General features: G+C 42.1%; 17 protein-coding genes. 7 read left to right on the top strand and 10 right to left on the bottom strand.

All coding sequences use genetic code 11. The features are described 5' to 3' along the window. The first annotated feature begins 49 nt into the window (after positions 1 to 49). The 4 genes from WKK05_RS34815 to WKK05_RS34800 all read left to right on the top strand — a co-directional run bounded on the left by WKK05_RS34815 (position 50) and on the right by WKK05_RS34800 (position 2,564). Complete coding sequence (locus tag WKK05_RS34815; RefSeq protein WP_341531274.1) at positions 50 to 742, top strand: hypothetical protein; 693 nt, start codon at positions 50 to 52, stop codon at positions 740 to 742. Between the two features lie 69 nt (positions 743 to 811). Further along, positions 812 to 1,255 carry a hypothetical protein gene (locus WKK05_RS34810; protein ID WP_341527516.1) on the top strand — a complete coding sequence of 148 codons (444 nt, stop codon included), beginning with the start codon at positions 812 to 814 and terminating at the stop codon, positions 1,253 to 1,255. 198 nt (positions 1,256 to 1,453) lie between these two features. Continuing rightward, entirely contained in the window at positions 1,454 to 1,759 is a 306-nt protein-coding gene (locus WKK05_RS34805) for a hypothetical protein (RefSeq protein WP_341527515.1), read from the top strand. 181 nt (positions 1,760 to 1,940) lie between these two features. Next, positions 1,941 to 2,564, top strand: coding sequence for a Uma2 family endonuclease (locus WKK05_RS34800; protein ID WP_341527514.1), 624 nt, complete (start codon positions 1,941 to 1,943; stop codon positions 2,562 to 2,564). Positions 2,565 to 2,629: 65 nt separating this feature from the next. Here the strand turns inward: WKK05_RS34800 and WKK05_RS34795 are convergent, their stop codons facing one another. Continuing rightward, complete coding sequence (locus WKK05_RS34795) at positions 2,630 to 3,061, bottom strand: hypothetical protein (RefSeq protein ID WP_341527513.1); 432 nt, start codon at positions 3,059 to 3,061, stop codon at positions 2,630 to 2,632. 309 nt (positions 3,062 to 3,370) lie between these two features. Between WKK05_RS34795 and WKK05_RS34790 the strand changes: the two genes are divergently transcribed. After that, positions 3,371 to 4,096 (top strand): TerC family protein, encoded by a 726-nt coding sequence (locus WKK05_RS34790; protein ID WP_341527512.1) that lies wholly within the window; start codon positions 3,371 to 3,373, stop codon positions 4,094 to 4,096. A 170-nt stretch (positions 4,097 to 4,266) separates the two neighbouring features. Here the strand turns inward: WKK05_RS34790 and ndk are convergent, their stop codons facing one another. Then, on the bottom strand, positions 4,267 to 4,716 hold the full coding sequence (ndk, locus tag WKK05_RS34785; RefSeq protein ID WP_341527511.1) for a nucleoside-diphosphate kinase: 450 nt from the start codon (positions 4,714 to 4,716) through the stop codon (positions 4,267 to 4,269). Between the two features lie 233 nt (positions 4,717 to 4,949). Here ndk and speA point away from each other — a divergent pair, with 233 nt between their 5' ends. Continuing rightward, positions 4,950 to 6,968: a biosynthetic arginine decarboxylase gene (speA, locus tag WKK05_RS34780; protein ID WP_341527510.1), complete on the top strand. Its 2,019-nt coding sequence runs from the start codon at positions 4,950 to 4,952 to the stop codon at positions 6,966 to 6,968. Positions 6,969 to 7,040: 72 nt separating this feature from the next. Here speA and WKK05_RS34775 read toward each other — a convergent pair whose 3' ends face one another. The 3 genes from WKK05_RS34775 to WKK05_RS34765 all read right to left on the bottom strand — a co-directional run bounded on the left by WKK05_RS34775 (position 7,041) and on the right by WKK05_RS34765 (position 11,047). Further along, positions 7,041 to 8,210, bottom strand: coding sequence for an NDP-sugar synthase (locus WKK05_RS34775; protein WP_341527509.1), 1,170 nt, complete (start codon positions 8,208 to 8,210; stop codon positions 7,041 to 7,043). A 587-nt stretch (positions 8,211 to 8,797) separates the two neighbouring features. Continuing rightward, the gene (locus WKK05_RS34770; protein WP_341527508.1) at positions 8,798 to 9,628 is read right to left on the bottom strand and encodes a ScpA family protein; all 831 of its coding nucleotides are present in this window, start codon (positions 9,626 to 9,628) and stop codon (positions 8,798 to 8,800) included. 318 nt (positions 9,629 to 9,946) lie between these two features. After that, a complete protein-coding gene (locus WKK05_RS34765) occupies positions 9,947 to 11,047 on the bottom strand; it encodes an AI-2E family transporter (RefSeq protein WP_341527507.1) in 1,101 nt (366 codons plus the stop codon). A gap of 125 nt (positions 11,048 to 11,172) precedes the next feature. Here WKK05_RS34765 and pdxH point away from each other — a divergent pair, with 125 nt between their 5' ends. Beyond that, positions 11,173 to 11,817, top strand: a complete 645-nt coding sequence (pdxH, locus tag WKK05_RS34760) for a pyridoxamine 5'-phosphate oxidase (protein ID WP_341527506.1) — start codon at positions 11,173 to 11,175, stop codon at positions 11,815 to 11,817. A gap of 2 nt (positions 11,818 to 11,819) precedes the next feature. Here pdxH and WKK05_RS34755 read toward each other — a convergent pair whose 3' ends face one another. The 5 genes from WKK05_RS34755 to WKK05_RS34735 all read right to left on the bottom strand — a co-directional run bounded on the left by WKK05_RS34755 (position 11,820) and on the right by WKK05_RS34735 (position 15,606). Continuing rightward, positions 11,820 to 12,047, bottom strand: coding sequence for a hypothetical protein (locus tag WKK05_RS34755; RefSeq protein ID WP_341527505.1), 228 nt, complete (start codon positions 12,045 to 12,047; stop codon positions 11,820 to 11,822). Between the two features lie 20 nt (positions 12,048 to 12,067). After that, positions 12,068 to 13,633, bottom strand: coding sequence for a hypothetical protein (locus WKK05_RS34750; protein ID WP_341527504.1), 1,566 nt, complete (start codon positions 13,631 to 13,633; stop codon positions 12,068 to 12,070). 184 nt (positions 13,634 to 13,817) lie between these two features. After that, positions 13,818 to 14,768 (bottom strand): DUF3153 domain-containing protein, encoded by a 951-nt coding sequence (locus WKK05_RS34745; protein ID WP_341527503.1) that lies wholly within the window; start codon positions 14,766 to 14,768, stop codon positions 13,818 to 13,820. A gap of 29 nt (positions 14,769 to 14,797) precedes the next feature. Next, positions 14,798 to 15,004, bottom strand: coding sequence for a hypothetical protein (locus tag WKK05_RS34740; protein ID WP_341527502.1), 207 nt, complete (start codon positions 15,002 to 15,004; stop codon positions 14,798 to 14,800). A gap of 65 nt (positions 15,005 to 15,069) precedes the next feature. Then, positions 15,070 to 15,606 carry a tetratricopeptide repeat protein gene (locus WKK05_RS34735; protein WP_341531273.1) on the bottom strand — a complete coding sequence of 179 codons (537 nt, stop codon included), beginning with the start codon at positions 15,604 to 15,606 and terminating at the stop codon, positions 15,070 to 15,072. Positions 15,607 to 15,642 lie beyond the last annotated feature (36 nt).

The raw sequence follows: 15,642 nt of genomic DNA, 5'->3' as shown, positions 1-15,642 counted from the left end.
TTAGGTATAAATTTAAAACAATCGTTAGTTTCTGAAAGTGGGGCAGAGTTTGCAAGCAAAAGAGATTAAATACCAGTTAAAGTCCCTCATCGAGCAAGCCTCCTCGATAGAGCCTAATTTAGCGAGAAGATTAGATGAAATCAATCGTTGGGTAAAAGATATCAAGCCAGGTTCGCTGACTGCTAAACCATTAGTCTTAGCCTTTTTGTTAGAGGTGATAACCGATTCAACAATTTGGCTGCTAATTAAATCTCTACCTACAGAGGAAGAACAAGAAGCGAAATTCGAGCAAATGACGCCTAACGAGAGATATTGGTATAGTTATCTCTTTCCCAGATGGATAAATGCTACAGATTCCAAATTTTATATTTGGAAACAAAAACTCATGGCAGGTGAGTTTAATCAGATTGATCATGATATTATTAAATCTATAGCGCAAGATATTGTCAGTCGTGAAGGTAGTTTTTGGCAGCGCTATATTGCTGACCTGTCAATGGCAACAGATTTAATTGTCAGCAGTCGCAATCAACAACCACTCTGCATCCAAGTTACCAGTGTCTGTGAAGAATTTAATCAACAAAAATACCAAGCTTGGCAAAATACACTGCGATTGTGGGAAATAGAGAGAGGATTGTTCTTAAGTTACAACCCTGGAAATGCTAATTTTCTCAATCAGTTAGTCAATGTGGCGCTGTATAACAGTGATTATCTTTCTGGTGGCAAATATTTAAAATTTGCTTGATGTTTTAAGGGGTGCAGTCTTCAAGATTTGTGTTCTAGTCTACATCATTATCTGTTCACGAAAGCTTTTATGGTTAATTATCGAGAAACTAGCAGCTGCAACAATCAAGTAGACAAATTTACCGAAGCTTTAGCAACAGCCAGACAAATGCAGCAAGACTGGCTAACTTACGGGCTTGATTTTGTCCATATTTATTTTGAAGATGTTGATGGAGATTGGCTAGAAACCTGGAAACATGACAAAATCTTGGGTAATTCAATACTAGATGGCATCAAAGAATTTTTAGTTAGTGATGATGATGTGGCTGTGAAGATACGGCAGCATTTAGGAGAACGTTCTCTATTTGATTTAGCAGTGAATTTAGAAGAATGTTGGAGAATTCCCGAATCAGATGATAGGTTATTTGCTGTGATAAATCTGTTATCTGGTGAGACAAATAGTGTTGATAGAGATAATATCAAGTTATTAGATTTAGCAGATACTCTATTAGAAAAGTTGGCAGAGATTTTGTAAATTTTAGTTGTGTAGTGGTAGATTAAATTGCCCTTAGACTAGAAGTCAATAGCTTACAAACAAAGGCTGCTGAGGCAGCCTGTAAAGAATTAAGCCCACCTTCGTGGGCTTTGTTTGTGCAGCCCCAGACTTCAAGTCTGTGGGGCTTTTCAGCAATTGGTGAAGGATTAATCAATATATAAGAATCAGGCTTGATTCTTGGTAAATATACTGAGGCGCCTATTTACTAAAAATTCCAGAAATGAGCAAATCCTTTTTGGTGAATCAACACTTTCAGTCAAACAGATTCGTTGTCTGGGTGGCGATAGACATGATCATGTTTATCTTTGGCAGGCGCAGGAATTTTCCCCTAGTTGGCTTAAAAATCATGGAATTTTACCTAATCCAAATACCCAGCCTTCCACAAACCCTACAGCAGATCAATTGCGAAGGCGAGAACACAGGCTTGAATCGTGGCAAAGAGAAATTGAACGTCTAGAACGGGAAGCTAGAACTTACATATGATATTAGAAATGGTATCTTAATTGATAGTTCTTATGAGCGATCGCAAGCAGCAAAAGCACTAAAAATCACAAATTAAAAACGTCTTTAGACCATTAATACAGAAAATTGTCAATAAACATTTGTTTACCTTGGAGGTAAAATTAGTTTAATGGACGCAAGAGCATAGGATTGCGAGGCAACGATGGATACTGTAATTACACCAGAAAGAATCGAGTTACCTCCTGGCGCTGTCTTGAAACTTTTGGGAAATTGGCAAGACTACCAAAGACTGCTTTCACAACTAGGCGATCACTCTGTACCTCGCATCAAATACCGTCCAGGAGAGATTTTATTAATGGCTCCGCTACCTGAACATGGGAGAGATGTAAACTTACTTGCAGATATTGTTAAGGTTTTACTCGACCATTTGGGACAAAGATATGATGCTTTTACTCCAATAACTATGAAGCTACCAGATGTAGGAGGAATTGAGCCAGATTATAGTTTTTATATTGAAAATTGGAGAGCAGTAGTAGGTAAAAAGAGAATTGATTGGGAGTCCGATCCACCCCCCGACTTAGTAATTGAAGTAGATGTTAGTAGCTACACAGATATTAATGATTACTTACCTTATCGAGTACCAGAGGTTTGGCTACTAAAGAATAGCGAGTTATTAGTTTATAGATTGCAGAGTGAAAGCTACACAATTTCAGAAAGCAGGTACTTTTCTAATGTCTCAGAAATTGTGCGGCAATGCTTACAAATTGCTACTGAGCAGACAACAAGTGAGACCATTAGATGGTTGAGGAATTTTTTAGGAAATTGAAGGGAAGCGATCGCTCCTTATTTGATGCCTGATACAATCAAAAACATTACACTTGTAATTCATCACTAACGCACGGCAACAGCTTGTAATTGTTGTACATGGGCTTTAAAAACAAACCAAGTCTGTGTACCGTCACCCTGATTGCACGGAAGTGGCTTCTCGAACGTGACTTCCCAGTAGTCTCTGAGGCGTTCACCATTACCAGTAGGACTTACTATTTGACTATTATTACTACCGAGAATAGATGAGACAAAAAATTTCTCACCTCCTCTGACGACACACTTGCGATCTGCTTGTTTAATATCGCGTGCTTGTAAATACCAACTGTCTTCTCGTTTTAAAGTAGTACCGCCTGGAGCCGTCACCCTCAAAATACGTATTACAGGAGTAGTTTGAGAAGACACAGTATCAGGAATGACTACGCCCAACACACCACAAGTCAAACCCAGACATAAAGCTAATCTCTTCGGATTTAACTTGATTTTAAAAATACTCATATTTATTAAACTTTTTTAGTGTTAAGTATGAATTTTACTCATAACTGTACTATTTTTACATGATTCTTATCTATAAATATATTTTACGATTTAATTTGTACGGTATAATATAACACAATTTACTGAGACAACCTCAAATTCGAGGGATGCCTAGATGCATAGGGACTTGTCGTTAGACATGACCCTTCAGAATGCACCACAACCACGTTAAGCTGGATTAGAGTAGCAATTTGTTGCGCTGTTTATATTAAATTGGCTAAATTAGCTAATCCTGTAAATTATTAATTTTTTCTGCTTGAGAAACCCGGAATGCTAGACCAAATTTTTGATTACCTGCACTTTCATTTCAGCGTTGAAGCCCCTATAGTTTTGCTGATTCTGGTGTTTTTAGAAGCAGTGCTATCTGCTGATAATGCGATCGCCCTCGCCGCGATCGCTCAAGGATTAGAAAACAAAGAACTTGAGCGTCAGGCCCTCAATTTTGGTTTGGTCGTTGCCTATGTGCTACGAATTACTTTAATTCTTACTGCCACTTGGGTACAAAAACTTTGGCAATTTGAATTATTAGGCGCAGCTTATCTGTTGTGGTTGGTATTTCAACACTTTACCTCCCAAGAAACTGACGGCGATCATCATCACGGGCCGCGGTTTAAATCCCTTTTGCAAGCGATCCCAGTGATTGCATTCACAGATTTAGCGTTTTCTTTAGATAGCGTCACAACCGCGATCGCAGTTTCTCAAGAAACGTGGCTTGTACTGACTGGTGCAACAATTGGCATCATCACATTGCGATTCATGGCGGGATTGTTTATCCGTTGGTTAGATGAATATGAAAATCTAGAAGATGCAGGCTATGTAACTGTAGCCTTGGTAGGCTTGCGCTTGTTATTAAAAGTGGTGAACGATAGTTTAGTCCCACCAGAATGGTTCATGATTAGTGCGATCGCCCTCATCTTAGCTTGGGGATTTGGCAAGAAGCGACCTGTCGCCGAATTGGTTCAAGAAGAACCAGAAAAGAGTGAAGTACCAAAGTAAGTTAAGAGTGAGGAGTTAGGAGTTAAGAGTTATTAATGATGAATTTTTAACTCCTGTACAGACGCGATTAATCGCGTCTGTACTCCTGACTCCTTTAGAGACGCGATTAATGAGCCAGCGCGTTGCGGGGGTTCTCCCCGTTGTAGCGACTGGCGTCGCGTCTCTACTTTTTACTCGTGCAACCAAGGGATTAAATGGGGTTGCCAATTGACTAATTCTTCTTCCTTAAACCATAAGGCTATTTCGTGTTTCGCTGTTTCTGGAGCATCAGAACCATGAATGAGGTTACGACCAATATTAATGCCAAAATCGCCCCGAATCGTCCCTGGTTCTGCTGTTAGAGGATTTGTTGCACCAATAATTTTTCTCGCAGAAGCAATTACACCATCACCTTCCCAAACAGTTGCGACTACTGGGCCAGAAGTGATAAATTCAACCAACCCAGCGAAAAATGGTCTTTGTCGGTGAACGCCATAGTGCTGTTCAGCTAATTCTCGACTGACATTCAGAAACTTCAAACCCACAAGGGTAAAACCCTTAGTTTCAAAGCGACGAATAACTTCGCCCACTAGTTTACGCTGTACGCCATCAGGCTTAATTGCAATGAATGTGCGTTCCAAAGCTGTCCCCCAAAACTTAATAAAATTTTTATCTGGTCAATTGTTCTTTGTTGTTTGTCATTTGTCATTCGTCAAGATTGCTTATAGACCAATGACCAATGACCAATGACTAATGACCAATGACCAATGACCAATCAGAGTTTATCTCAGAAATTATCCCTGGGTGCATATTTGTTCTCAGATGAATGCGTTAAATTGTTATCTCGTGGGTGAAAAACAGAGGTCAGGAATAAATGGGTGTTGAGTCAACTGCTACATCTGACGAGGTGGTAAAAGTACCGTCCAATGGACACAAATCTGAAGTGAAACACAAGCAAAAAAAGCTGTTACCACCTAGTACTAACACAGAAGATTCGCCTCGCGCCTCCTGGAAAATTGAGGACAGCGAAGCCCTCTACCGTATTGAAGGCTGGGGACAGCCTTATTTTTCGATTAACGCTGCCGGTCATGTGACTGTTGCTCCCAAGGGCGATCGCGGCGGTTCTCTAGATTTGTTTGAATTGGTCAACGCTTTGAAGCAGCGCAATTTGGGACTTCCCTTATTGATTCGCTTTTCTGATATTTTAGAAGACCGGATTGAGCGGTTAAACGCTTGTTTTGCCAAAGCGATCGCCCGCTACAATTACCCCGGCGTCTATCGTGGGGTATTTCCTGTCAAGTGTAATCAAGAGCGGCACTTGATTGAAGATTTAGTCAAATTTGGTAAGCCCCATCAATTTGGCTTAGAAGCTGGTTCCAAGCCAGAATTAATGATTGCTCTGGCTGTTCTCGATACACCAGGAGCATTGTTAGTTTGCAATGGCTACAAAGACCAGGAATACATCGAAACGGCAATGTTAGCCCAAAGACTAGGGCAAACACCAATTATCGTTTTAGAACAGATTGAAGAGGTCGATCTGGTAATTGCCGCTAACCGCCAGTTAGGTATTAAACCTATATTGGGGGTTCGGGCTAAACTCAGTACCCAAGGTATGGGGCGCTGGGGAACTTCTAGCGGCGATCGCGCTAAATTTGGTTTGACAATGCCAGAAGTGATCGAGGCTGTGGACAAGTTACGCGAAGCTGACCTGCTTGGTTCCTTGCAGTTGATGCACTTCCACATTGGTTCGCAAATCTCTGCCATTAATGTGATTAAAGATGCCATCCAAGAAGCCAGCCGCATCTACGTGGAGTTGGCGATGCTGGGGGCAGACATGAAATATCTCGATGTCGGCGGTGGCTTAGGTGTAGATTACGATGGTTCCCAAACGAACTTCTATGCCTCGAAAAATTACAATATGCAGAACTATGCCAACGACATAGTTGCAGAATTAAAAGATACTTGTGCAGAGCGGCAGATTTCCGTACCAACACTGATTAGCGAAAGTGGACGAGCGATCGCCTCTCATCAATCGGTGTTAATTTTTGATGTACTTAGTACTAGTGATGTTCCCCTTGATTCACCGGAACCACCGCAAGAGGGTGAATCACCAGTTATTAATTACCTTTGGGAAACTTACCAATCAATCAACACAGAGAATTACCAGGAGTTCTACCACGACGCTACTCAATTCAAAGAAGAAGCCATCAGCCGCTTCAACTTAGGAATTTTACGCCTCAGAGAACGAGCCAAAGCAGAACGGCTCTACTGGGCTTGTTGTCAAAAAATTCTGAACATAACTAGACAGCAGGAATACGTACCCGATGAACTGGAAGACCTAGAAAAAATCATGGCTTCCATCTACTACGTCAATATGTCTGTGTTTCAATCAGCACCAGATTGCTGGGCAATTGACCAACTATTCCCGATCATGCCGATACACCGCTTAGATCAAGAACCGACGCGGCGGGGAATACTAGCAGACCTCACCTGCGACAGTGATGGTAAAATCGACCGTTTTATTGACCTGCGCGATGTCAAATCGGTCTTAGAGTTGCACTCCTATAAACCCGGAGAACCATACTATCTAGGAATGTTCCTCAATGGAGCTTACCAAGAAATTATGGGCAATTTACACAACCTCTTTGGCGATACCAACGCAGTTCACATCCAGTTAACCCCCAAAGGTTACCAGATAGAACACGTAGTTAAAGGTGATACAATGAGTGAAGTAGTTAGCTACGTACAGTATGACTCCGAAGACATGGTGGAAAACATCCGCCAGCGTTGTGAGAAAGCTTTAGAGGAAAAGCGCATCACTCTAGCAGAATCTCAACGACTGCTACAAACCTACGAGCAGAGTCTCCGAAGATATACGTATCTGAATAGTTAGGGACTGGGGACTAGGGACTGGGAACTAGGAGGATTTGCCTTTTCCCAATCCCTAGTACCCAATCACCAGTCCCTAATTTGTGTTTGTCTCCAACAATTCAGCGATCGCTTGTCGCTCTAGCGGGGTTTGGGATGGTGGTGTTTGACGGGCATCGGTAATCAGCCAGTCTAGAGCAGCAGCTTGGACATCTATAGCAGCCCCAGTCTTATCCACGCAATAACGTCCAAAAACCAGCTTATCAACCAAACGGACTCCCGGCCCCAGGCGCGACCATTCAAAAATCACACTGTTTTCTACTGTCGCACCACTACATATCCAACAATTTGGGCCAATCATTGCTGGGCCGACAATTTTAGCGCCATCTTCTATTCTGGTCATACCACCGATGTAAACTGGCCCTGTGATATCTACTTTGTCCCAATTCACAGCAACATTTAAGCCAGTGTAAATACCAGGGGCGACTTCATGACCTGGAATTTGTACATTCTTGATTTCTCTGAGCAGCACACCGCGAATCGCCCGCCAGTAGTCTGGTACTTTACCAATATCTACCCATTCAAAATCCATCGGAATAGCGTAGAAGGGCGCTTTGATTTCCACCAGTTTGGGAAACAATTGACCGCCAATATCATACTCGATTCCAGAGGGAATGTAATTAAAAACTTCTGGCTCAAAGATGTAAATACCCGTGTTGATATTAGTGCTGAGGGCTTCTTCTGTCGAAGGTTTTTCTTGGAAAGCTTGGACACGATTGTCTTCGTCGGTAACGACTACACCGTAACTAGACACTTCTTCTTTTGGGACAGATTTTGTAATAATGGTGGCGATTGAACCCTTGGATTTATGCCACTTAACAGCCGCAGTTAAATCCAGGTCAATCAAAGCATCACCGCACAACACGATAAAGGTATCATCAAAAAACGGCGAGAAGTCCTGGATGCGGCGCATCCCGCCTGCTGAACCGATTGCTTCCCCCACCAGTTTCCCGTCATCATCAATTTTGCCTTCAAAAGAGTAGGCAATCTGCACACCAAACCGCTGACCGTCACGGAAATAATTTTCTATTTCCTCAGCCAAATGGCTGACATTGACCATAATTTGGTCAAAACCGTGTTGACGTAACAGTTCTAGTAAAAATTCCATCACTGGCTTTTGCAGGATAGGAATCATCGGTTTGGGAGTTGTATAGGTAATTGGACGGACGCGAGTACCCTTGCCCGCCGCGAGAATCATCGCTTTCATAAAAATTTATTCCTCAACCACGAGCCAGTTTACTTTCATCGAGTGATACTTAATCATCAGTTTTTATTTCTGCTCTTAGTTATCCCTAAACCAGGGATAACAGGAATTAGCTGGTTATTGCAACCATAGATATAGCTAGATAATAAGCGATCAGTTATTTTTTCAAGTTACTTGGATTTTAAGATTTACTCAAACAGATCAAGCAAAAGTCAGTGCAAAGAGGCAGGGAACAGGTAGTCGCATCTCGACTGCGCTCGGCGACCACCGAGCGTAGCCGAGGTGGAGTAGGGAGCAGAGGGGACAAGGAGGACAAGGGGAAAAATACTAATTCTTGACTCCTCAGACGCGATTAATGAGCCAGCGCGTTGCGGTGAATCAGCGCTGCTGGAGGGTTTTCCGGAGCAGGCAACTGTGGTTAGCGCAGCGTAAAGCCTTCTCTACTTGGGGAGACCCCAAGATCGGGCTGCTTCACCGCACGTGTGGCTGCACTCACCGTCCAACGCAGTGGCTCCCCGTTGTAGCGACTGGCGTCGCATCTCTACTCCTCACTCACCACTCTCTATGCCTAATCCCTAGTTAAAACAGACTTAATTCATAGGTTTCTCCAAAGGTTTGCCAAGATTAGCTGAATCTGTGAGTAACCGAATTTTAATTTCTTGGTAAAACTCCTCTTGAAATAGCTCAACTTTAGATTGAGCCGAAAGCAGTAGAAGCGCCCAGAAAACGCTAACTAGGTGACTTTCTTTTGAATGGTGGCTAGACTCATTTTGGTATGGTTGCTTTGTCTGAGTCCACAAATCAACAAGTTGTTCCAAATTCAAGTAATTTTGTTCTAAAGATAGCTCTTTTGCTGAAAGATACAATACCTGCTCCAATTCTCCAGCTACTTCTGTGAGATTTTCTTGGTGAGCTAGCTCTAAAGCCTCCCGCATACTCTGAACGCTAGGTTGGCGCTTGGTACGGACAGGTTTACTAACTTTCTGTACTAGTTTCAGTTGGTTCGCCATGATCTGCAATTGCTCGATTAATTCTTGCAGAGTCACACGGCGTTTGGGTGGTGGCATTGCTGATGGGCGACGACGCAATTGCCGTTCTAATGGCAGACGATGACCTTGATGTAATACTCCATCTTCACTTTCTAAGATTGCATCATTCAATACATCATCTTGTGTATTTATAACCGAAGACAATTGCATCAAGGTATTTGCTTTGAATAACACAAGCATAGATGCTGATAAAAAAGCCTGTCCAGATTGAGACAAATCGGCTTCATAGCCTCTTGTAGTTGCCTCTGGTGCCATCAGTTCTAAATAACGGTCAATTACCTCAATCACCTGGACATCCCAAGGATCAATTTCTCCTCGCTCAGCCTGGTCAATCAGGAGTGTAATTGTTTCTAATAGCTCGGAAGCATCCATCAACAATTTTTAAGTTAAGTACTGAACTCAAAAATAACTAAACTTGATACTAAACTTCTTGCGTACTGGTAAAGCGTTTACTTTGTGTATTTGCTTTTACTTAAGCAATTATGCTTAATGGTTTTAGCAAATCATAATTAATATCATTGTGAATTGTGATGACTGATTGTGCAAGTTTAGATTTGAGGCATCTTGCAAAAATCAACATTGCTCATTTACAACTAAATGAATTAATAGCAAACCATACTTTAATAAAAGAATGGCTTTTTTATACTAAGTAAAAAATCAGGTGCATTAGTTCTTCTTCCCCCTCTCCCTTTATCCCCTCTCTCTCTCTGGAGGTGAGTCATGAGCAATAGTCACAGTTGTTGATACAAAGTCATTAGCTTTGCCACTTTTGATAGCATCGAAAGTGCCTTTAATAGTACCGGCTATTGGAACAGCAACTAGTGTCCCTAATAATCCAGCAATTTCAAATCCCATCAAGATAGCAACAAAAATCCAGATGGGATTAAGTCCAATAAATTCGCCGAGTAACCTGGGAGCTAATAGGTTATCTTTAAGCTGCTGCATGAGAATAGCTGCTAAGGCAACTTGAACTGCTAACCACCAATTTTGCAGTAGTACTAGTATTGTCACCAAACCAATGCCCAAAGACGCGCCGATAAAGGGAATGAGTTCGGATAGACCAATGAGTATGGCAAATAATAGGGCAAACGGTACTTTCAGTGCTAAGAAAATTGGGGTAAGAGTCAATACCATAAATATCCCCAGCAAAAATTGACTGAGGAAAAAGTTTTGGAAATTGAGCTGCAAGGATCTGGTTAGGGGAACTGCAATATTCGACGGCAAAAGATTGACTAGACCATACCAGACGCGATCGCCATACAAAAGCATATAAAACGCCAGTACCACTACTAACACTATGTCAAGTAATCCTGACAACAATGTCCCAGCAAATCCCACAGCACCAGAAGCTAGTTGTTGCACCAGATTCTGGATGTTGACATTGATTTGATTACTGACAACCCTGAGATCAAGGGGCAAACGTCGCTGTTTAGCGATCGCTTCAAACTGTGAGAGGTTTGCTTGACTGGTGGTTAACCAATCAGGAATCTTATTTAACAGTTGGATTGTTTGGTCAATGAGCATCGGCACTAGTGTGACGCCCAGAATCACCAACAAGGTTAAAGTTGCTAGTAAAACAATGATCACTGCCTGAGTGTGAGTGATCCGAGCGCGTTCAAAGAACTTAACGGGATAATTTAGTAAAAAAGCCAGAATCGCTGCAATACTCAGGACGGTAATCGGATGCTGGAAATAGCGAAATAGCACTGATAGCAGCCAGATATTGACAGCAATAATCGGGCCGCTCAGACCATATATTAAGAGGCGTTGAAGGGAGGTCGAACGGCGCATCTGGTGCAATCTATTTTTGAGACACTTTGAGAGAATATCAAACTGGCGTTAGCGTTGATCACGATCATAGATATTTTTAACAAAGTTATGTATAAGCTTATCTGATAGCAAGGAAGCAAATCACGATGGATAAAACTATAGCCGACCTTCGCAAAGACTACACTTTGCAAGGTTTAAGTAAAACTGAAATTGACCCTAATCCTTTTATACAGTTTAAAAAATGGTTCGATCAAGCGCTAGCAGCCCAACTTCCTGAACCCAATGCCATGACTATAGCCACTGCCACACCAGACGGTAAGCCCTCAGCAAGAATGGTGCTACTGAAAGATTTTGATCAACGTGGTTTTGTATTTTTTACCAATTACAACAGCCACAAAGGGCAAGAACTAGCAAAAAATCCCCATGCAGCTTTGGTTTTCTGGTGGGCAGAATTGGAGCGCCAAGTCCGGATTTCTGGGACTGTGGAAAAGGTTTCTGAAAACGAGTCTGATGGTTATTTTGATAGCCGTCCAGCCAACAGTCGTTTAGGTGCGTGGGTATCAAATCAAAGTGAGGTAATCGCCAGCCGAGAGTTATTAGAGCAACGTTTGCAAGAATTTCAGAGCAAATATGAAAATCAGGAGATCCCTCGACCGCCTCATTGGGGCGGCTTACGAGTGATACCCACACAAATCGAGTTTTGGCAAGGTCGCTCCAGCCGACTGCACGATCGCTTACTTTATACTCGTTTAGATGACAGTAGTTGGAAGATTGAGCGATTGTCACCTTAATTTCAATCTGAAGGTGGCTTTTCACCAGTTCCCCAAGGTGGTATTTCGTTGGCTCTTGGTTCGAGATCCGTTTCTTCTTCAGAAGGTTCTGGACAAGGTTGTGGAAAGTTTGGAGCATCCGGTGATTTACGTTGTACGCCTCTTTTTGGCTTTGAGGGTGCGTTCTGCTCCGGAGGACGTGGAGTAAAGGATCTTGGGTTAGGTGGCTTTGGTTCTTGGTTCTCGTTCATTTTTATTTATCTCCTTGTAACTATAACCATTTAGCTGTTTTGAGGACTTCTTCTATGGATTGGGCAAAATCCTTATGGGTGAGTGTCGAAAATTGAGGAACTGTGTTGAATTTCTTCAACAGGTGAAATTTTAATTCCGTAATACCTTCACAAATGCCCTGTAACTCTGGATCTTGGTCTGCCCAGTCCCAGAAAATGCGATCACTGTCTCTAGCAAAAGCATAAACTAAGTAGCGGCGGGCTTTTAAAAGTGCGTCTTCTACTCCTGCATTTTGACGGTGAGCGATCGCATACCAACACGCTAAGTTATATAAAAAGCGGTGGTTTAGCTCCGATGTCTCATCCCAGCCCGTCAAGACTTTTTCTATTTCCTGTTTTGCTTCTTGAACTAAATTATCTATTTCATTTTTCTTGTCCTGAGCTAAATCATCAGTTTTGACTAGCCCAGTTATTGCTTTGCCAACCCTAATTCGGCGCTTGATAGATTCATCTTGACATCTTTCAAGCGCTTTCTCGTATTGCAAAATTGCTTGACGCCGCCAATACAAACCTTCTTTTAAACTGTATATGTCAGCCAGATTTTCGTAGGGTTGATACCAGTCTGGGTAGAAAACTATTGCCTGTTGCAAATCCTCAATAGCCAAGTCACCAAAGAAACTGCCATGAGTTTGAGCGCTGGCTTGGTTGAGAGCGCCAAAAAAGTTATGAACCTGTCCTTGATAGCGGTTACGTCTCTCACCAAAGTAATTCCAAGGTATAACTGTTAACATTTCACGCCGACAAAGTTCTAATGCCAACCAGCGGGTAGCTGATTTTAAAAGCTTTCTGTAGCGGTCTTTAAGTATCTGTGTTGACGAATCATTCTGAGCATCAGACTCCCAGATAGTGTAAAGCTTGGAGGATAAGCGACCTTCTATATTGGTGATTTCAAATGTAATTCCCAACCTATTATGTTCTTTACCTTGACTTTGGAGGATACTGGTAACTTTAGTGCCAAAGGGGGGGAATATCACCTTCAGCAGATGCACTATCGGGTCGATTTGGTCGGGTGTGAACTCGCTTAGTGAAGCAACTAAATCAGCGAGTCGTTGTTCTGGAGTTGCTTGTGGTAGCGGTAACTGGTCGCGAGAGCGATAGGTTTCTGGCCCCGCACTTTTAATGTGTTCCTTCATTCGCTGGCGCACACCTTTCATCTCCTGTACCAGCATTTCTCGCGCTAATTGACTCAGCCCTGGTAACACTTTGTCAAGTTCTTCATCAGCACCAGAATAATTGCTAAAGTTATCGATGATCAGTTGGGATGAGCGATAAGCAATCAGTAACAGGAGCCGATAGAGTACGAGAATACTCAAGACGGCAACCACTGCCTTTGCCAAAGTGAAAGCGATCGCAGTTAAGCTTTTATCAAGCGTTTCTAGATCCTCTGCAAATTTACTAATAGGGGGTTTCTTCGGGGACTTACTAGGTGTTGATGTTGCAGTAGGTTTTAGAGTAGCAGTTATCTGTGGCGTAGATATGGGCGTTTGAGCAAAAGCTGGAGGGGTAAGCAGCAACAAAGCAAACAATAAGAAAATGTGAGCTTTCACAACAAGGACACAAAAGAAAAAAGTAGATAGGTAATATTACACCGGGAATGGAGTAATGCTTGATAAAGGCATAATTTAGGAATATAAATTTATAGTTCAATAAAAAGTTTTTTGTAATTAGACAAGGAGAATATTTAGCTCTCCTTGTCTATTGGAAATTTTCAGCCATTGGGTCATTCAGTATTCAGGACTGTTCTGTGGCTGGTGCTTTGGGAGAAAACTGAATCCTGGGGTCTGGCATGAAAGTGTATCTGAGATAAAATCCTCCCCAGACAAACAGGATAATTAATAATGTACCAATGCCGAGGGGACTGGGAAGCCAGAAAACAGCTTCTATATGGTTTAGCTCTCCTGGTTGGAGTTTCCACACCAGCTGTTTGCCATTCTTTTCTGGTTGAATAGCAGTTTCAGTTAATTGAATATTCTTAGCTCCCCAAGGAGTTTTTAAGCTGAATTCCAAGTCGAGAATTGAACCAGCATTTGCTAAGACGTTACCTTTGCTAGCAATTAGCGAGAGCGATCGCAAATCCAAATCATAAATTAATCGATTCCGTACTAAAACTAAAAAATTATTCTGCTCTAAGAGTAAATTAGACTCAATTTTCGGCAGTTGTGAATCTGCTTCGTTCTGCTGAGATTCTGTTGGTTGATTCGTACGGGAATTAAAAAAATCGTTGAACTTTTCTTGCAATTCCGTACCACTGGTGAAAGGAACTGTCACAATAATTTCTTCTTTGGAGACCCGCCGAATTTTCCCTTCTAGTTTGCGAGCGCGGCGCTCTATGCTGTTTAACCATTCATACACGTAATCGCCGCTAAAACTGGTTAGCCGTTCTCCTAATTTAATATGCTGTACCAGTTCGCCACTATTTGAGTTGTTAAAATTAACCCCAGCATCGTACTCAACACATCCAGTCAGTAGCAGAGATGTTAATAGCACTAGCCACAAAATAGGCTTTTGATTTTTCCCTCTTCCTTTTTTTACAGATGTAGAGGAAAGCAGGTTTTCTCTAGAAAAGAAGCGATTAATTCCTTTCCTAGTGGTAAATCTTGTAAGCAATTCCCATTTTGCTAACACAAAACTAAATGGTCTAATTAACCATACGAACATCTTTCCTAGAGTAGAGGAATTCATTCTCCAAATCTCCCCAAAACTCAAACTTTTTAACTAATCTTGACTTCTATCTCTGGGCGACGTTCATTTTCACCCAATCGCTTTAACGGAATGACGAGTTTATTACGTCCTGGCAGCATTAGCTTATTAAACATGACTTTCGGAAATTCTCCAAGCAAGCCAAATGTTTCTACAATCAGTTCTGCTGAATTCTCAGTCTGAAGCGATCGCTCTATATCTAGCAGGCAAACGGTCACCTACATGTAGAGACGTTGCATTGCAACGTCTCTACAGAGATTATTGATCTTGCTTCCTGTTAGTTTCAAACAGACGTTCCTGAAAAATTCAACCAAACCAAGTACAAAACCGTTAAACCAATACCCATTAGCGCCACCCAGATAAAGCGATTATCTTTAGTATTGACCTGGCTGAGATCAATAAATTCTGGCTCAGCAGGTTTCTTTGGCTGAGAAGATTTGGTAGATTTTCCAGCTGCACGAATTTTGAGATCATTGTCAGATAGTGCGCCCAAATCGGGGATTTGAGTCATCCACTCGCTGGGCCTTTGCAACTTCGGCGCTTTTAAGATGTAATGCAACCGCCGCGCTTGTTTGGCAGTTTCTAAGTGAGGGTGGCGTTTGAGTCTTTCACACAGGGCGATCGCCTCATCCGTGCGTCCAGCAGCTTCATAAGCTGTCACCAACCAAAGCTCTGTTTCACCCCCAAGCCGAGAATTACGAGTTAATAAGGCACTTGCCTTTTCCAAATTCTCTACAGCTTCGCGGTATTTTCCACTTTCAAAGGCGGCTTTCCCTGTCTGGTAGTAACCTCTGGCAATTTCTATACTTTCTACAGTCACGTTCTGCACACAAATCAACTCTGTCTTAATTTTGCC

The organism is Nostoc sp. UHCC 0302 (assembly GCF_038096175.1).
GTDB lineage: Bacteria > Cyanobacteriota > Cyanobacteriia > Cyanobacteriales > Nostocaceae > UHCC-0302.
This window is presented reverse-complemented; position numbering and strand designations above follow the sequence as displayed.